Below are 17,772 nucleotides of genomic sequence, written 5' to 3' on the forward strand. Positions count from 1 at the left end.
TTATTTTCCCCCAATAATTTGATTGATCCATACAATCGCTTCGTCTAGTACGGTCAAATTCAATTCATAATAAATAAAGTTTTTATAGCGTGTTTCATAGATTAAATCAGCGCTTTTTAGCTTTCTAAGGTGATAGGATAAGGCTTGCGGCGTCATCCCAATCATCGTGGCAAGGTCACCGGTATTTGTCTTCCCTTTTCGCAGGATTTCCAAAATCTGGCGACGCGTTTCATCAGAAAGAGCGGCCATTACTTCGTTCACTGCCATGATCTCATCTTCTTTCTATTTAAATTTATCTTTAATTAGAGTATACTCCTGCGATTCATAAAAAGCAATAGTTATTTAAAAATATTTTTTAATAACTTTGCGTGTAAAAGATGATACCTTCGCTTCCTTACGGATTGCCCCCTTACTAAAATAACACTTTTTTTATATATTTTTCAAAAAATAAAAATAATATATTTTATAGATGAATCTTTTTAGCATTTTTCTTTAAGAAAGCCTTTACATCGTTTAGTTTAGTACGTATAATCAAAAACAAGGGGGAGATATAAATGAAAATTTTTAAAAATAAATACTTTTGGATAGGTTTAGTACTCTTTTTTATAATCTATGGACAGATTAATAAACCAAGCGCTACTAAACAAAACACTGTAGAGTCTACACAACAAACTAGCACTAGCTCTACAACAGACACTAAAAAGCAAGTTGCAGCCTCTTCGGAGAAACCTACAACTCAGCAGCAACCAACCACTGTAACATCTACAACTGAGCAACCTACTACCCAAGCAAAGGTGCCTAAAGAATTTAAAAACGCTCTAGCCAAGGCGAAATCATATGCACAACTTATGTCAATGTCAAAACAAGGAATTTATGATCAACTAACTTCTGAACACGGAGAAAAGTTTCCAGCAGAAGCTGCTCAATACGCTATCGATAATCTTCAATGGGATTATAAAGAAAATGCACTAAAAAAAGCAAAACAATATCAAGATATGATGAATATGTCTACTGATGCTATTAAAGATCAACTAATTTCTGAACATGGAGAAAAGTTTACTGTTGAAGAAGCAGAATATGCTATTGAACATCTAGAATAACTCAATATAATCACTTTATTTTATCCAATTTCAAATAACAAATAACCCTGAAGCATAATATATGCTTCAGGGCTATTTTATGTTAAATATACATTCACTAAAAAATATTACTTAATTTTGCAAACTCTTCAATCGTCAGTGTTTCTGCACGTCTAGATGGGTCAATCCCTGCAGCTTCTAGCACAGCGGCTAAGCTTTCTTTTGTATGGCTATTTCCAACGTAGGCTTTGGCTAAATTATTCCATAGCGTTTTACGACGTTGTACGAAACTGTTTTTCACGAGTGCGAAGAATTGAGCTTCGTCTTTTACTTCCACGAGTGGTTTCTCGCGACGTTTTAACACCAAAATCGCAGAATCCACATTCGGAGCTGGATTGAAGACCGTCTTCGGCACGATAAATCCGATACTCGCTTCGCAGAAATATTGAATCGCAATCGTGAGCGAACCGTACGCCTTCGAATTTGGCTCGGCGGTCATTCGTTGAGCCACTTCTTTTTGCATCATCATCGCAAACCCATCGATTGGCAATTTCGATTCCAATAAGTTCATAATGATTGGCGTTGTAATATAGTACGGCAAATTGGCAACGACTAATAACGGCTCGTTGATGTCGAAATGCTCTCCAATCACTTGCTCTAAGTCGACGTCCAAAATGTCGCTATGAACGACCATTACATTATCGTATGGGGCCAATGTTTCATCGAGCACTGGCAATAAACGGCCATCGATTTCAAACGCCAGCACTTGTTTGGCTTCTCTTGCTAGACGTTCGGTCAACGCACCAATCCCTGGTCCGATTTCAATGACGTTTGTCGTTTTGTCGACTCCCGCCACTTCTAGCATACGCGTTAAAATATTCGGTTCAATCAGGAAGTTTTGCCCTAGACTCTTCTTTACCGTTAGCCCATGACGTTCCATAATCTCGCGCGTTCTTTTCGGCGTCGCGATATCCTTTATTTCATTCATGTTTGTCCCCATTTTCTAAGACAGCCTCGAGTGCCGCCCTTAATTGTTCTTCTGTAATACCAAATAATTGTAATCTTTTCGCAAACTGTTTTCCATTCGTATGGCCAATTTTTAGAAAATCCGCCACCTTTTGACGCCTTGTTGCTGAATCCGGTCGTCCGATAAACCCAAGCGCCATCAGTGTTGATTGCGAAATCACGGGCTTCCCAGGTTCTGTTGAAATCTCATGCACCGATTCGAGCGCTCGCTGAATAGATGCGGTACTCGCGTGTTCCACTCCAAGGCTCTTATGATTGTCTTTTCTGACGGCTTCCTCGCGTTCGATAAAGGCATGCTTCACGCCAGGTACGCGCTCTTGGATAATATTTCGAATACGAGTTCCAGGATAATCAGGGTCCGTAAATACAATTACTTCACGCGTTTGCAGCGCCTTTTGAATGAGCGCAATCGTTTCTTCGTCAATCGCAGAACCGTTTGTTTCAATCGTCTCGATATCCGGATAGATTTCTCTCAAGCGTCTTGTATCGTCTCGCCCTTCTACGACAATGACTGGATTCATAACAAGCCTCTTTCTTCCATGCGGAATAGCTTGATGGCATTTTGTGTTGTTTGAGATGCCACTTCTTCCCAAGCAAGGCCGCGTTCTTTGGCAATCGTTTCAACCACATAGCGCGTATAGCCGGGTTCGTTTCTCTTTCCACGGTAAGGCACCGGAGCTAAATACGGCGCATCGGTTTCCACTAACATACGGTCGAATGGGACTAATTTTGCACATTCACGAACTTGCGGCGCGTTTTTAAACGTCGTCACCCCGCTAAAGGAAATATGCATGCCTAAGTCTAAGAAACGTTTCATAAATTCCACATCGCCATTATAACTATGCATAATCCCCCCGATATCTTGAATGCCTTCTTCTTTTAGAATCTTGTAGCAATCCTCGGTCGCATCGCGGTTATGAATCACAATCGGCAATTTCATTTCTTTGGCAATCGCAATTTGGCGACGGAACACCTTGTCCTGTTCCTCGGGCGTTGAATCTTTCCAATAATAATCCAGACCCATTTCCCCCATCGCAACTACTTGCGGATGCGTCAAACGTTCCTGTAGCCATTCTTCGATTTCAATATTGTATCGATAAGCTTCAGTTGGATGCCATCCGATAATCGAAACCACTTCTTTAAACTCTTCGCTAAGTTCCAGGCTACGTGTAATCGTGTCCGTATCGAATCCCACCACCGCAAAGCGCGTCACTGCTAGCTCCTTTGCACGCGCGATGACCTCTTTTTCTTCTCCTTCAAACACAGATACATTTAAATGCGTATGCGTATCAAAAATCATAATTTCGCCTCTTATCTTGTTGCGCCATTTAAGAATGGGTTTGTAGCAATTTCATCTTTTAGCGTTGTTGGTTCCCCGTGTCCTGGGAAAATCACTGTTTCAGCAGGTAATGGCAATAAATACTTATGGATGCCTTCCATTAACTCTTTATGGCTTCCGTATGGGAAATCACTACGTCCAACGCTGCCTTTAAACATCACGTCCCCACCGATAACGAATCCATTTTCTCGGAAAATGAAGATTGTTCCACCAGGAGAGTGCCCTGGAATATGGGCTAATTCTGGTTCAAAGCTTCCGATTTTCCATTTGCCCATTTCTTTAGGGAAATAACCATCCGCTGGCTTCACTGTAATATTTTCGCCAGAGTAGTATGAGCGGTTCAATTCAGGATCGTGTAAGAATACTTTTTCCAACTCGTTCATATACATTGGAATATGGTACTCTTCACGAAGCGCATCAACGGCTCCGATGTGGTCTCCGTGCGCATGTGTTAACACAATCGCTACTGGCTTTAATCCTTCTTCTTTAATCAGCTCTTTAATATCCTCGGCTTGTGCACCTGGGTCAAAAATCACTGTTTCTTTATTCTCATCAATTAAAAAGTAGACATTTTCTTCCAAACGTCCTACTGGAATGCTTAATAACTCCATTTGTATTCCTCCTTTAAGTCTCCTCTTAACTCTACATAAAATAGTGAGTTCTTGCAATCAAAAAACGCCCAAGCATCACGCCCGGACGTCTGTTGATTAATCATTGATTAATTTTTTCAAATCGATGGCTTTGTTTAATGCCGTCATCAACGGAATACCCGCTAATAATACGACGATTTCACCAAAGAATGTTTCACCATAGCTTAACCAGAATGGTAATTCTAGCGCTAAGTTCAATTCAATCGCTACTAAGAAAATCATCACACTGAAGACACCTGCTAAAACAAACATACGTGTTTTAACATCTTTCACTGATTTGAAGATCAATGCGCTGATAGCGAATGAAACAATAGAATGTCCTAATCCGAATACTAAGTCATACCAACCTAGACCAGACGCTGACATAAATACTGAGTTGACAAGTAATACACCGGCAACCACACCGATTCCGTATTTTCTGTCAAAAGCGAATAAGTGGTTTAGCATTTCTGCGATACGGAATTGAATATTTCCAAATGACATAAATGCTGTTAATGATGTAACGACCACATATAGCGCTGCGACGATTGCGTTAATGACAATCAATTTTGTTTTTTTATTTTGCATGTTACTGCCTCCTAGTTTTTTTATTGAGGGATGGTTTCGAACCTCATCGGCAAAAAAATCGCCACGAGTTATTGTACTACAAACCGTTTCAGATTGGTAGTCATAGCATTAAAAAATAGAGCAACTGAATGATTTTCCAGTTGCTCCATGCTTTCTTACCATTTTTCTCTTCCTACAGGTTCAAATAATGTTACCTTTTCGGCTGTAGGTTCTCCCTCATACTCTGCAAACAAGTCTTGAATGGTTACTTCTTCATCCTTAAAGTCATTCATTTCGTTCTTTTTTAAATCATCCATTACTCAAACCTCCTTTTTCGCCTTTATCTTACCATAAAAGCTGTCACCCTTCTCCAATATAGTCTTTGAATTTCTTCTTGCACCGCTTGTGAGCTCCCTTGATGGACGTGACCGATTTATCGAAATGGTCCGCCATCTCCTCAAAGGTCGCACCGTCCAATACTCCTAAAAATACATCTCTTTCAAAGCGGGAAAGGTGGTGGAAATATTCCTCCGCCTCTTCATGCAAAAGCACTTGCCGCTCGCACGAATCCACCGATGCCGAGAGTAATGCGAGTTCCGCCTTTTCTCCGCGAACGACTAACTCATGGGGGATGAGCCGCTGCCGGTGTTCCCTACGCAGGCACTCCACCGCTAGATTTTTTAAGCAGCGCTGGTAATAGCCGGCAAACGAGACGGCATGATTCTCATCGTATTTATGCACCGCCCGAAGCATCATGATACGGGCTTCTTGCGCAAAATCGTCTTGATCCATTTCATGAAAAAAATAATGGTGATGAATGCTCATAATCAATGGGTCAAAACGCCGCAATAATTCGGTGATTGCTTCCTCTTCATCCTCCTTTGCTAAATGTACAACCTCTGCTAACCCTTTTTCTTCCATAAATTATCCTCCTATTTTAGTGTCAGCTCTAGTATATCCGCGTAAATACACAAAAAACCTTGTCTTTATCATAGAAAAACAAGGTTAAAGATGAATTGTTCGAATAGTTTGTTTTGAAAAGCCAACATCGGATAAATTCCTGTCCCGTATTCAAAAAACAATAAGGCCTATTCCTTTTCTCCGACCTTCTTGAAATAATGAACGCCATACGTTTGGAAGAAATCGACTTTCAATTGTACAAATCGTTTCAAATCGCGTAATAACTGATATAACTGCGCACGTTTTTCGAACTCACAACGCGTTTGTGGCAGTGGTCGTTCGCGAAAATGTTCCAACAAGTCTTCAATGTCATCGATTAATTGACTCGCCGTATTTTGTTCCGCCAACTGCTGTGCGGTCTGTTTAAACATCCCCGACAGAATCGCCATCTCTTCTCCGTCCCAGCAGAACTCGTTTAAGTTAGCAGCCATGATTTCCAAGAGCTTGCTTTGATCGCGGCGCATTTCGAAATATTGATAATCGTAAGTCACTTCTTTGGTTAAATGATTTTCCTCTTCGAGTCGTACATACGAACGTGCCTCAATCAGTTTTTCCTTCAACAACTGAAGCACTTCGCCATCATTTTTTCCATTTCCAATCGTCAGAAATCCTGACATCTTCAAGAGAACTTCACGCATTTTATCTTCAATTTCTTCTCGGACACGTTCGATTTCTTGGTGATACGACGGCATATACCAGTTCAGTAAAATCGCAACGCCAGCCCCAATGGTGACAAGCAAGAGTTCATTGACGAAGAGGTTGAAAGTGAGTTGTTGCTGCGTCCAAAGGTGAATCACAAGGACGGTACTCGGAGCTACGCCGATATCCACTTTTAAGAGATATGCTAAAGGAATGTAGCAAAGTAGATACAACCCGAAACTCGTCACGTCAAATCCAAAAACAGCGAATATCCCCATTCCGATTACAAGCGCCAAAACGGCTGCCGCTAGCCTTTGTCCTGTAGCCGCAAGCGAAACTTTCTTCGTATCCATAACACTGAGAATCGCAATAATGGCTGCCGCGGATGGCGTCGTTAAGTTCAGTGCCTGTGCCACGAGTAGCGCCACAAACGCCGATACAATGACCTTTGCAATTTTAAGCTTCATGCCTTTCTCCTTTCGACACTTTGTCTTTTGTGATGCGATGCCCCTCAAGAGCAAGCAGCGCGCGTTTTCGCTCCACGCCTCCAGCGTAGCCTGTTAATGCTCCTGTTGTTGCTACTACACGGTGGCATGGTACAAAAAGACTGATTGGATTTCTTCCGATGGCTGTTCCCACCGCACGCGAAGAAGTCTTTCGCCCTAGCTTTTCGCCGACACGTTCGGCCAACTCTTTATACGTCCACACGGTTTGATAGGGGATTTCTGTTAACACGTCCCACACGGCTTTCTGGAAGGATGTCCCTCCCACGAATGCAATCGGTACGGTTGAAACCACATCGTCTTCTCCTTGGAAATAGTCCTCAAGCGCCGTTTTCACATTCTTCCACAACGGCAACGAATCGTCCCATACAGGATTTTCCACAAAGGCGCACTCGTATTTTTGCCCTTCAAACCATAATCCCGTCAACGACTGCCCGTCACTGGATGCAATGATGGTTCCTACTGGTGTTTCTATTCTCGTTAAAACCGCCATGGCGCACTCCCCTCGTTTTTCATTACAAATCTATTTTTCTATTATATAATATTTTCTATCGAATGAAATAGGAAAGGAGCACTTTCATGCTCATTAACGAAGCCGTTTTACATATTTTAGATAAAAATTCAGGAAACTTACTCTTATCACAGGCCCCACTGCAACTGGGCGACCCATTTCTCATTGAATACATTACAAAACTCGTGGATAAAATCAAAAAAGGTGACCCACATATCGGTCAATTGGCTGCGGACGAACCGCTTCTTGGGTATCTTGCAGACGAAGGGATTTCCTTCTTAGAAAAGACACAGCAGTTATCCGATAAACTCTTTGCTCTTATTGCTCCAGCAGAAGAAATCGGAGCTGCAGACTACTTATTCTTTACAGGAACAAGCGATACAGGTGGCACACTTTTTGGAATGATTCGCCTCGATTACAGTTCAAAAGTCACTCACTTTGTCGACTACGAAGGCGAAGCCGTTAGCAATACCATCTTGCAAAATCACGCAATTTTACCAAACGCGACGCAAAAACCTTCGGAAGCGTTTATCGTAGATTTATCGAACGGAAACTACCACTTAATCGAGAAAAAAGTGGTAATCGAAGGTCAAAAGACTGCTTATTTCTCTGAAAAATTCTTAGAAATCACGGTGCCAGTCACAACGAAAGAACAAATCAAGGAAATCAAAAAAACGGTCACTCATATCGCGAAAAAACACGACGAGGAACCGTACAAAGCGCTGGCAACGACGCAACAAGCTATCTTCCACCAGCTCGAAGAACAGGACGAAATCGATGCCGCAGCCATCTTCGACAAGGTGTTCGAGGAAAAACCGCTCGCACGTGAAGCCGCACAGTTGGCCATCACCGAAGAACGCGTTCCAGAAAAAATCGCCGTAACGAACGTGCCAAAATACGAACGCAAATATAGCAAGCAAAAATTTAAACTCGACAACGGAATCGAAATTACCATCCCAAGTGAAATCTATGAAAACAAGGAAATGGTCGAATTCATCAACAATCCAGACGGCTCTGTTTCGGTACTCATCAAAAATATCGAAAGTATCTTAAATAAATTTAATGCGTAACATCAAAAAGCTGCCTTCTCACTTTTCATGAGCAGGCAGCTTTCTTTTGATTATTTAAATTCTTTCCAATCCATCTTTGTTAAATCGATGGTATCTTCTTTTTTCAACCCTAGGTCTTCGAGTTTGAACTCCATTTTTTCGAATTTCAAAGCATTTACAAGCGTTAAATCTGCTCCTTTTGGCTCCAGTTTGAACACTTTAGCATCTCCATTTCCTGTTCCAGACAAGAATTCAACTGTGTAGAGCAATCCGCCTTTGAAGAAACTAAAGGCACTTCTAGCTCCACCCGCTTCGGCAACGTAACTTTGATGCAAGATTTTTGGAGTCTTGCCATCTAAGTAGTACGCCACGACCGTGAATGGTTTGCCGTTTGCAGTATGTCCGATAAACAATTCATCCACTCCATCGTCGTTGATGTCATAGAATAAATATTGCAGCGACTCTTTTTGCTTATTCAAGCTGTTTGCCGCCCAATAATCTAGCGGTACATTGAGTTTTCCAGCCACATCAGCGCCCAGTTCTTTTACAGTTCGGATATCTTCGAAGACTTTCGCGTACAATTCTTTGTTATCTGGTTTAGGCGCAACCGTTGTCGTAGTCTCAGTCGTTGGAGCTGCCGTTGTAGCAGCTTTCGTCACTTGAGACTTCTCGGCTCCTGCGTCCTTCGTCTGTCCATTTCCACAAGCACCTAATACAAGCGCTAGTAGCGTCATCATTCCTAAGTGAACTCTTTTCATCGTTCTTCCTCCTTTGGTTATAATGGCTTCTTCAATGGAAGACCCGGTTTTCTTGGATATTTATTCGGTGTTTCCTTCGTCTTTAAAATCGTAACAACATGACGGTTTCCGCCTTCATATGGTAAGTCGAAAGAGACGTCCCCTTCTACTTTCCCACCAAGAATCGCGATCGCTTTTTTCGCTTCTTCCAACTCCACTTCTGTATGCGCGGCTTTTAACGCAAGGAAATACCCCTGCTTTTTCACGAGCGGCATGCAAAATTCGCTCAATACACTGAGTTTGGCAACGGCACGAGCAGTCACCACATCAAACGATGCACGGAAATCTTTATTTTGCCCAAAGGTTTCAGCGCGGTCATGGAAACACTGCACATCCTTTAACCCAAGTGTCTCCACTAATGTATTCAAGAAGGTAATACGTTTATTCAACGAATCCACAATCGTCACCTTCAAGTCTGGGAAGACGATTTTTAACGGAATACTTGGAAATCCTGCACCCGCACCCACATCGCAAAGTGTTTGGCCCGTCAATTCGTGGTGGAATCCAAGCGCCAATGAATCATAGAAATGCTTCAAATACACGCCTTCTTCATCCGTAATCGCCGTCAAGTTCATCTTCTCATTCCATTCCACTAATAGATGGAAATATTGGTCGAACTGCTTCTTTTGTACATCTGATAATGTAATCCCATGCACTTCTTGGAGTCTTTGATAAAATTCTTCTGGTTTCATACGCGCCTCCTTATTCTTGCACTTTCGCGATCTTTCCTTGTTCGATATAGACCATCAAGATCGATACGTCGGCTGGGTTCACCCCACTAATACGGCTCGCTTGCGCAATTGTTTCTGGTTGAATTAACTTCAAACGTTGACGCGCTTCTGTCGCAAGTCCATTAATCGCATCATAGTCGATATTAGCTGGAATACGTTTGGCTTCCATGCGTTTTAATTTCTCCACTTTTTCAATCGCTTTGGCAATATAGCCTTCGTATTTAATCGAGATTTCTACTTGTTCTTTCACTTCACGAGAGACTTCCACCGTTTCTCCGGCAAAGCCTACTAATTCGTCATAGCTTAACTCTGGACGTTTCAACAAGTCGCTTAGAAGGATGCCGTCTTTCAATTCCGCAGATCCTTTTTCTGCCAAGAACGCTTGTAATTCAGCGGTTGGCTTCAAGCGAATCGATTGCATACGTTTGATTTCGGCTTCAATCGCTTCTTGTTTTGCTTGGAAGGCGGCATAACGTTCGTCGTCAATCAATCCAAGTTCGCGTCCTTTTTCTGTTAAACGTAAATCGGCATTGTCATGACGAAGTAAGAGACGATATTCCGCACGAGAAGTCAATAGACGGTAAGGTTCTGTCGTTCCTTTTGTAACCAAGTCGTCCACCAATACGCCGATATACGCGTCGCTTCGGCCAAGAATAAATGGCTCTTCTCCGCGAATCTTACGCACGGCATTAATCCCAGCGTAGAGCCCTTGCCCTGCCGCTTCTTCGTATCCACTCGTTCCGTTCATTTGTCCGGCAGTAAATAAGTTTTGGACTAGTTTTGTTTCAAAAGTATTTTTCAATTGGTGCGGCACGACCACATCGTACTCGATGGCGTAACCCGTACGCATCATCTCCGCATTTTCCAACCCTTCCACGCTACGAATCATCTTGATTTGCACGTCTTCTGGAAGAGAAGTCGACAGCCCTTGAATATACACTTCTTCCGTATTTTCCCCTTCTGGCTCTAGGAAAATTTGGTGACGCGGCTTGTCGCTGAAACGAACAATCTTATCTTCAATCGATGGGCAGTAACGCGCGCCGACCCCTTCTACAATCCCTGTAAACATCGGTGCACGGTGTAAGTTCTCACGAATCGTTTCATGAGTCCCTTCGTTCGTATACGTTAACCAGCAAGGAATTTGGTCGTAGCGGTAGTCTTCGTCTTTGGATGTAAAACTAAATAAGTTCGGCGTATCGTCCCCTGGTTGAATTTCTGTTTTACTATAATCAATCGATGAGCCTTTGATACGTGGCGGAGTTCCTGTTTTGAAACGCGCCAATTCGAAGCCTAATTCGAGTAAGTTCTCTGATAATTTAATCGATGGTTGAGAGTTATTGGCTCCTGATGAATATTTCAATTCACCGATAATAATTTGACCACGAGAAGACGTTCCAGCCGTTAAAACAACCGCTTTTGAACGGTAAATGGCACCTGTATTCGTGATAACCCCTTTACATACGCCATCTTCCACAATCAATTCTTCCGCAATTCCTTGGCGTAAATCCAAGTTTTCTTGCTTCTCGATTGTCTTCTTCATTTCTTGCGCGTATAAATGCTTATCCGCTTGCGCACGTAAGGCACGTACGGCAGGTCCTTTCCCAGTGTTGAGCATACGCATTTGAATATACGTTTTGTCGATGTTGCGACCCATTTCGCCCCCAAGAGCGTCGATTTCACGCACCACTACCCCTTTGGCAGGTCCTCCTACAGATGGGTTACATGGCATGAAGGCCACCATTTCTAAGTTCATTGTCAGTAATAATGTTTTTACGCCCATACGTGCACTCGCTAGCGCCGCTTCACTGCCGGCATGTCCTGCACCGACGACAACTACATCATAATTTCCAGCTTCGTAAGTTGTTACCATAGTCTCTCCTTTACTTTCTTTCTCCATAAAATTCTACTTTGTGACTAACATATTCGCCTGCTTCATAATTAAACTTCGCAGAAAAGAACGGTTCATTCCCTAAAATCCACTCTAGGAAAATGCGGTCCCCTTCCCAAGACGGTTTCTGAAGGATTTCATCGTAAGGCACCCATTCCAGCGTCCCTTCTGGCGAATCAATCAGCTCTCCTGAAAACTCCGTCACCCGAAAAACATACGTATACCAATCGTGTCCTGGGGTGAATTCTGGGAAGGTGATGATTCCTTTCATCTCCATCTTTGTTGCCTGTAGTCCTGTTTCTTCAAAAATTTCACGCACGGCACATTCTTCCGGAGTCTCTGCTGCTTCGAGTTTGCCACCAACGCCAATGTATTTGCCCTCATGGACATCGTTTGGCTTTTTGTTGCGTAATAACAGTAAGAAATCTTTTCCATTATCGATATAGCAGATTGTCGCTAGCTTCGTCATCAGCTTTCCTCCTTGTGCCTTTCGTTGAAAGAGTGATAACTTCAATTCTTTACAGATGCGCCCGAACCTTAGGGAACATCACAGCGCTCGAATAACGAGCGTTCACTCGTTCTATTGTTCTGTCTTAGCAAAGAGATAAAACGGAAATTCTTTTGGATTCTATAGTAGCAGTAATGGGGAATAGCAACCAATGTGAATTACTGACTCTAGGGTGTACCCCGTAGAGTCAGTTTGAAGCTTGGTAGGAATTGAGACGTAAGGCTCAATCCGATGCCCCATTACCGCTACTATGAAGATATCCGTAAAGAATTGAAGTTTTAGCTCTATTTACCCAAGCAGAACTGGCTGAACAATTGTGTTAACAGCTCGTCTTGAACAGTGTCACCTGTGATTTCTCCTAAGAGATCCCAAGCGCGGGTAAAATCGATCTGGATTAAATCAACAGGCATGCCCATGTCGACCCCATTCGCCACCTCTTGCAGCGCTTGTTCTGCCTTTTCCAGAAGCGCAATATGACGCGTGTTCGATAAGTACGTTGCGTCGCGCTCGTTCATTTGCCCTTGGAAGAAGTAATCGGCAATCTTTTCTTCCAATTGGTCGATGCCTTCTTTCTTCAGCATTGACGTTGTGACAATCTCACTGTCTGTCGCGAATTCTTTGACCTTGTCCATGTCGATTTTCGTTGGCAGGTCTGTCTTATTTAATAAAATAATGCGTTTGAAGTCTTTTGTTTGTTCTAATAAGCGGAGGTCTTCGTCCATCAACTCTTCGCTTTGGTTTAAAATCAAGAGTACGAAATCCGCTTCATTTAAGGCTTTACGGCTTCGTTCCACCCCGATACGTTCAACGACGTCATCTGTTTCACGAATGCCGGCCGTATCAATCAGTTGGAGCGGCACGCCACGAACATTCACGTACTCTTCGATGGTGTCACGAGTCGTTCCCGCGATATCCGTTACGATGGCCTTTTCCTCGCGTAATAACACGTTCAACAGACTCGATTTCCCTACGTTTGGGCGTCCAACGATGGCTGTCTTCAAGCCGTCACGCAAGATTTTTCCTTGGCTTGCGGTATTTAGCAATGCGCGAATGCCTTGTGAGACTTGCTCCGTCTTCTCGCGCAACAGTTGCAAGGTCATTTCTTCCACGTCGTCGTATTCCGGATAGTCGATATTCACTTCCACTTGCGCTAAGGTGTTTAAGATTTCTTGTCGTAAATTCTGAATCAACTTCGAGAGTTCTCCGTCGAGTTGGCGCATCGCCATTTGCATCGATTTATCTGTTTTGGCACGAATCAAATCCATCACGGCTTCCGCTTGCGATAAGTCGATACGGCCATTCAAGAAGGCTCGTTTGGTAAATTCACCAGGCTCGGCCAGGCGTGCTCCCATACGAAGAACGAGTTGCAAGATGCGGTTAATCGCCACAATCCCACCGTGACAGTTGATTTCCACAACGTCCTCACGCGTAAAAGTCTTTGGCGCGCGAAGCACCGTCACCATCACTTCATCAATGACTTCATCGTTCTTTGGATCCACGATATGCCCATAGTGAATCGTATGACTTGGCTGTTCTTTTAATCGTTTGTCTTTCAATCGATACACTTCGTCGGCAATGCGAATCGCATCATCCCCACTAATACGGACAATCCCGATAGCCCCTTCGCCAGGCGCCGTTGAAATCGCCGCAATTGTATCAAATTCTGTCTGCATACTATCCCTCACTTCCGTTTCATTGCACAAAAAAAGTGCACACTCCACCCCTTCCTTTTCTAGGGTGGCTCGCACTTTGACTGCTAACCGATATTCTCAAAGAGATTATACACTATTTTCCTTAGAATTCATAGGCAGAAAGGCAGATTGGATAAATTCCTAGCGTTTTTTATTTTCTTTTTAAAAATCTACACTTCTCGTTGCACTCTTTCTCAAAACAAGATACAATTTTCCTATGAATATAAAGGAGGATTCCTATGACAGTAGAACATCCATTTAACAAAATCGTAGAAGGCATTGCAGTTTCTGATATTCGTCAATTCGACGCAGAAGTTTCTACAATTCCTGGCATTATCAAATTAACTCTTGGAGAACCAAATTTTGACACACCTGAGCATATTAAAGAGGCGGCTATCCAAGCGATTAAAGACAATCACTCACACTACACACCAAACTCAGGGATTCCTGAATTACGACAAGCTGCGGCTGAGTATTACAACAAGAAATTTAATTTCAATTACACGGCAGACCAAGTCATCACAACAATCGGGGCAACGGAAGGGATTAACGCTAGCTTACAAGCCATCTTAAACCCTGGCGACACAGTGATCGTGCCAACACCAGTCTTCCCGCTATACTTGCCAATCACATTGGTGAACCAAGGGAACTTCATTACGGTGGATACAAGTAACGACGGATTCGTTTTAACAGCGGACAAATTACGCGAAACCATCGAAGCAAACCCAGATAAAAACTTCAAAGCGGTGGTTCTTGTATACCCAAGTAACCCAACAGGCGTAACTTACTCTAAAGAACAATTAGAAGACTTAGCCGAAGTCATTAAAGAGCACCAACTATGGGCGCTTTGCGATGAAGTATACGCTGAATTAACATACGACAAGACTCACTACTCTCTTGCGAACATTTTACCGGACCAAACGATTGTCATCACTGGTTTATCAAAATCACACGCAATGACAGGATGGCGTATCGGATTCATCTTAGGGCCAACACACTTCATGAACGAAGTCGTAAAAACTCACCAATACATGGTGACAGCTCCAACAAGCTTTGCGCAATACGGAGCGCTTGCGGCGATGTTACACGGCCAAGATGACTGCGCGAAAATGATGGTGGAATATAGCGAACGTCGTGACTATCTTGCGGCTGAGTTGAAGAAACTTGGCTTCGAAGTAGCAAGTCCTGACGGAGCATTCTACTTATTCGCTAAAATTCCTGCAAAATGCGGCACTGACTCATGGGCATTCGTTCGTGACCTTGCTCCAAAGGCAAAAGTAGCGCTCATTCCAGGAGTATCTTTCGGACCTGGTGGCGAAAGCTATGTTCGTTTCAGTTACGCTGCTTCAATGGAAAACTTAAAAGAAGTTGTTGCTCGTTTAACAACTTACTTAGCAAATATCTAAAACTATGAAAGGCGAAAAAGACCATATATGGTCTTTTTCGCCTTTATAGCTTATATACTATATCGTTTTTATTTTAAAAAATGCAGAGGAAGAACACGCAATTACCATATATGGTAATTGCGTGTTCTTTCTTTCTGAAACTTTTTTCATTTCCTATTGTAATAAACTATTCGACTTGATAAAAACTGTACTTAGCATTCGATGGTGAATCAAATAAAAGAGCTAAAAATTATCATATATGATAATTTTAGCTCTTTTCCTTATTTCCAAATACTGTCGATAAAAGTGTCGCGACCTGAAAGTCCGCGGTAACGTTTATAATGTTCTGGATCCTTCTTGTAGAAATCTTGATGATATTCTTCTGCAGGATAGAAAGTGCTTGCAGGCTCGATTTTTGTTACGATATCTTTTTTGAATCGTCCGCTCGCTTGCAAGGCTGCTTTTGAAGCTTCCGCAATCTTTCTTTGTTCCTCGGAATGATAGAAGATAACTGGGCGGTATGAATCTCCACGGTCCACGAATTGTCCCATTGCATCCGTTGGGTCCGTTTGTTGCCAGTAGACTTCTACGAGTTTTTCATAAGGGAATACTTCTGGGTCGAACGTGATTTGCACGGCCTCTGTATGTCCTGTTGTTCCGCTACACACTTCCTTGTATGTCGGATTTTCTTTGTGGCCGCCTGTGTATCCTGAGACAACAGACTCGATTCCTGGTTGGCTGTCAAATGGCTTCACCATGCACCAGAAACAACCTCCTGCAAATGTAGCAATTTCTTTTGCCATGTGTATTCCTCCTACTCTTGTTCCGGGTTCAACGAAACATCTTCCCCGAAAATGCGCATCTTAATCGCGACACCTGTTCTTGTGCCTGCCAATCCACCGAGTCCCGTTTCACGGAGTTCTCGTGGCATTCTCACCCCGATACTGCGCATCGCTTCGATGGTTTCATCGGCTGGAATCACGTTTGTAATTCCCGCAAGCGCCATGTCTGCGGCAATCAAGGCATTTCCTGCACCAATCGCGTTCCGCTTCACGCACGGTACCTCTACAAGACCGGCTACAGGGTCACAAACGAGTCCTAGTAAGTTTCCGAGCGCTGTCGCAAAGGCTTCGGAACTCTCTTGCGGCGTTCCACCAGCTGCTTCAACGGCTGCAGCTGCGGCCATCGCGCTGGCACTTCCGACTTCGGCTTGGCATCCACCTGTCGCCCCGGCAATCATCGCGTTATTGGCTACGACCATCCCAAAGGCTGCCGAAGTAAAGAGGAATCGAACTTGTTGTTCATGGTTCAAGTTCATTGTATCGGCAATCGAGAACACAACGCCCGGTAAGGTTCCACTCGCTCCTGCTGTTGGAGTCGCACACACAAGACCCATTGCTGCGTTCACTTCATTTGTTCCAAGCGCGTATTGTACCCCCGCTAGAATACTATCGCCCGACAATGTTTTCCCACGTTCACGATATTTCTTCATCTTCAACGCATCGCCACCCGTTAAGCCTGTTGGAGAGAACACACCCTCTCCTTCCACGCTTCGTTCAACGGCGTTCTTCATCGTTTGTAAGTTTTTTTCCATTTTCTCCCAGATGTACTCACGACTTTGCTGGGTCATTTCCATTTCTTGTTCAATCATGATTTCCGAAATGGGCTTCTTTTGTTCTGTTGCTAATGCTACCAATTCTTTAATGGTCGAAAACATTGCAAACTTCCTTCCTTATCATCACGCAAACATATAGATGTCATGCGTTTTTCTTAATGTTTGTATTTGTTCTTTTAATTCTGGGGATAATAAATCAGCAAGCTCATATCCCATCATTTGGCTATCTTCTGTCATTTCCACTCGTTGTTTTGAAATGGTAATGCCATGCTCATGTAGTAAATTGTAGAGAACAGGCATTTCCCCGAGAGAAACCACTTCAAGTAAAACCGGAAGCGGACCTGAAAGATCCATCTTAAAGCCATCCACCTCGATGTACTTCACTTCCACTGCTCCGCCACCAACAGAGGTCCCAATGAGGCGAATCGTACGTTTCTCGTCGCTCAAGGTCAAATCCGCAGTATTGGCGTGATTCACAGGGCTTGGTTCTTTTCGCTCGACAAATTCAATATGCATCCCTTGGGATACAGCAATCTCAACGGCACGCGGCACGCGCTCGTCATCTGTCGTAAAGCCTAAAATTCCGCTAATAATCGCAAAATCCGTTCCGTGTCCCTTATGCGTTTCGGAGAATGATTCGTAATAGTCGCATCGCACATTCTTTGGTGTGCCTCCGAACAATTGTCTCGCAAGAGCACCGATTGCAATCGCTCCAGCTGTATGTGAAGAAGAAGGGCCCACCATAATCGGACCAATAATATCAAAACAACTCTTATAATTTTGTACTTTATTTCCTTCCATGTCGGCTATCCTTTCTTTGCTTTACTATCGTATCAGTATCCGCCTTTAATGTAA

At 43.3% G+C, this 17,772-nt stretch carries 21 protein-coding genes and 1 riboswitch; of the genes, 3 read left to right on the top strand and 18 right to left on the bottom strand.

The annotated features are described in order from the left end of the window. A complete protein-coding gene (locus tag O3798_RS00495) occupies positions 1-267 on the bottom strand; it encodes a metalloregulator ArsR/SmtB family transcription factor (protein ID WP_371462476.1) in 267 nt (88 codons plus the stop codon). A gap of 287 nt (positions 268-554) precedes the next feature. Here O3798_RS00495 and O3798_RS00500 point away from each other — a divergent pair, with 287 nt between their 5' ends. Continuing rightward, the gene (locus tag O3798_RS00500) at positions 555-1,100 is read left to right on the top strand and encodes an Ltp family lipoprotein (protein ID WP_371462479.1); all 546 of its coding nucleotides are present in this window, start codon (positions 555-557) and stop codon (positions 1,098-1,100) included. Between the two features lie 97 nt (positions 1,101-1,197). Here O3798_RS00500 and rsmA read toward each other — a convergent pair whose 3' ends face one another. The 9 genes from rsmA to O3798_RS00545 all read right to left on the bottom strand — a co-directional run bounded on the left by rsmA (position 1,198) and on the right by O3798_RS00545 (position 7,235). Beyond that, on the bottom strand, positions 1,198-2,067 hold the full coding sequence (gene rsmA, locus O3798_RS00505; RefSeq protein ID WP_371462481.1) for a 16S rRNA (adenine(1518)-N(6)/adenine(1519)-N(6))-dimethyltransferase RsmA: 870 nt from the start codon (positions 2,065-2,067) through the stop codon (positions 1,198-1,200). Beyond that, positions 2,060-2,626, bottom strand: a complete 567-nt coding sequence (gene rnmV, locus O3798_RS00510; protein WP_371462483.1) for a ribonuclease M5 — start codon at positions 2,624-2,626, stop codon at positions 2,060-2,062. Before rnmV ends, rsmA begins: the two co-directional genes overlap by 8 nt. Continuing rightward, entirely contained in the window at positions 2,623-3,405 is a 783-nt protein-coding gene (locus O3798_RS00515) for a TatD family hydrolase (protein WP_371462485.1), read from the bottom strand. The genes rnmV and O3798_RS00515 overlap by 4 nt, the downstream gene beginning before the upstream one ends. A gap of 11 nt (positions 3,406-3,416) precedes the next feature. Beyond that, positions 3,417-4,055, bottom strand: coding sequence for an MBL fold metallo-hydrolase (locus O3798_RS00520; protein ID WP_371462487.1), 639 nt, complete (start codon positions 4,053-4,055; stop codon positions 3,417-3,419). Between the two features lie 96 nt (positions 4,056-4,151). Then, on the bottom strand, positions 4,152-4,661 hold the full coding sequence (locus O3798_RS00525) for a QueT transporter family protein (protein WP_371462489.1): 510 nt from the start codon (positions 4,659-4,661) through the stop codon (positions 4,152-4,154). A 5-nt stretch (positions 4,662-4,666) separates the two neighbouring features. Further along, a riboswitch (PreQ1 riboswitch) is annotated at positions 4,667-4,712 on the bottom strand. 104 nt (positions 4,713-4,816) lie between these two features. Then, a complete protein-coding gene (locus O3798_RS00530) occupies positions 4,817-4,957 on the bottom strand; it encodes a hypothetical protein (RefSeq protein ID WP_160312858.1) in 141 nt (46 codons plus the stop codon). A gap of 43 nt (positions 4,958-5,000) precedes the next feature. Next, positions 5,001-5,561: a sigma-70 family RNA polymerase sigma factor gene (locus tag O3798_RS00535; protein WP_371462491.1), complete on the bottom strand. Its 561-nt coding sequence runs from the start codon at positions 5,559-5,561 to the stop codon at positions 5,001-5,003. A 167-nt stretch (positions 5,562-5,728) separates the two neighbouring features. Then, positions 5,729-6,706, bottom strand: coding sequence for an aromatic acid exporter family protein (locus O3798_RS00540; protein ID WP_371462493.1), 978 nt, complete (start codon positions 6,704-6,706; stop codon positions 5,729-5,731). Next, entirely contained in the window at positions 6,696-7,235 is a 540-nt protein-coding gene (locus O3798_RS00545) for a methylated-DNA--[protein]-cysteine S-methyltransferase (RefSeq protein WP_371462495.1), read from the bottom strand. Before O3798_RS00545 ends, O3798_RS00540 begins: the two co-directional genes overlap by 11 nt. Positions 7,236-7,321: 86 nt before the next feature. On the opposite strand from O3798_RS00545, the gene O3798_RS00550 reads away from it, so the two are divergent. Beyond that, the gene (locus O3798_RS00550; protein ID WP_371462497.1) at positions 7,322-8,323 is read left to right on the top strand and encodes a nucleoid-associated protein; all 1,002 of its coding nucleotides are present in this window, start codon (positions 7,322-7,324) and stop codon (positions 8,321-8,323) included. A gap of 50 nt (positions 8,324-8,373) precedes the next feature. Here O3798_RS00550 and O3798_RS00555 read toward each other — a convergent pair whose 3' ends face one another. The 5 genes from O3798_RS00555 to mnmE all read right to left on the bottom strand — a co-directional run bounded on the left by O3798_RS00555 (position 8,374) and on the right by mnmE (position 13,899). Beyond that, positions 8,374-9,060, bottom strand: a complete 687-nt coding sequence (locus O3798_RS00555) for a hypothetical protein (RefSeq protein WP_371462499.1) — start codon at positions 9,058-9,060, stop codon at positions 8,374-8,376. A gap of 17 nt (positions 9,061-9,077) precedes the next feature. Next, positions 9,078-9,791 (bottom strand): 16S rRNA (guanine(527)-N(7))-methyltransferase RsmG, encoded by a 714-nt coding sequence (gene rsmG / locus O3798_RS00560; RefSeq protein ID WP_371462501.1) that lies wholly within the window; start codon positions 9,789-9,791, stop codon positions 9,078-9,080. Positions 9,792-9,801: 10 nt separating this feature from the next. Next, positions 9,802-11,700, bottom strand: coding sequence for a tRNA uridine-5-carboxymethylaminomethyl(34) synthesis enzyme MnmG (gene mnmG, locus O3798_RS00565; protein ID WP_371462503.1), 1,899 nt, complete (start codon positions 11,698-11,700; stop codon positions 9,802-9,804). A 10-nt stretch (positions 11,701-11,710) separates the two neighbouring features. Next, a complete protein-coding gene (locus O3798_RS00570; protein WP_371462505.1) occupies positions 11,711-12,187 on the bottom strand; it encodes an NUDIX domain-containing protein in 477 nt (158 codons plus the stop codon). A 323-nt stretch (positions 12,188-12,510) separates the two neighbouring features. Continuing rightward, positions 12,511-13,899 (bottom strand): tRNA uridine-5-carboxymethylaminomethyl(34) synthesis GTPase MnmE, encoded by a 1,389-nt coding sequence (mnmE, locus tag O3798_RS00575; protein ID WP_371462507.1) that lies wholly within the window; start codon positions 13,897-13,899, stop codon positions 12,511-12,513. Between the two features lie 257 nt (positions 13,900-14,156). Here mnmE and O3798_RS00580 point away from each other — a divergent pair, with 257 nt between their 5' ends. Beyond that, positions 14,157-15,323 carry an aminotransferase class I/II-fold pyridoxal phosphate-dependent enzyme gene (locus tag O3798_RS00580; protein WP_048782509.1) on the top strand — a complete coding sequence of 389 codons (1,167 nt, stop codon included), beginning with the start codon at positions 14,157-14,159 and terminating at the stop codon, positions 15,321-15,323. 260 nt (positions 15,324-15,583) lie between these two features. On the opposite strand, the gene msrA is transcribed toward O3798_RS00580, so the two are convergent. From msrA to sdaAB, 3 genes are read right to left on the bottom strand one after another with little or no spacing between them, the layout of a single operon-like run. Next, the gene (gene msrA, locus O3798_RS00585) at positions 15,584-16,105 is read right to left on the bottom strand and encodes a peptide-methionine (S)-S-oxide reductase MsrA (protein ID WP_285252143.1); all 522 of its coding nucleotides are present in this window, start codon (positions 16,103-16,105) and stop codon (positions 15,584-15,586) included. Positions 16,106-16,116: 11 nt separating this feature from the next. Next, positions 16,117-17,019: an L-serine ammonia-lyase, iron-sulfur-dependent, subunit alpha gene (sdaAA, locus tag O3798_RS00590; protein WP_371446090.1), complete on the bottom strand. Its 903-nt coding sequence runs from the start codon at positions 17,017-17,019 to the stop codon at positions 16,117-16,119. Between the two features lie 21 nt (positions 17,020-17,040). Next, positions 17,041-17,718, bottom strand: a complete 678-nt coding sequence (gene sdaAB / locus O3798_RS00595; RefSeq protein ID WP_371446089.1) for an L-serine ammonia-lyase, iron-sulfur-dependent subunit beta — start codon at positions 17,716-17,718, stop codon at positions 17,041-17,043. Positions 17,719-17,772 lie beyond the last annotated feature (54 nt).

Origin of the sequence: Granulicatella sp. 20925_1_45 (genome assembly GCF_041433555.1) — a bacterium.
Taxonomy (GTDB): domain Bacteria; phylum Bacillota; class Bacilli; order Lactobacillales; family Aerococcaceae; genus Granulicatella.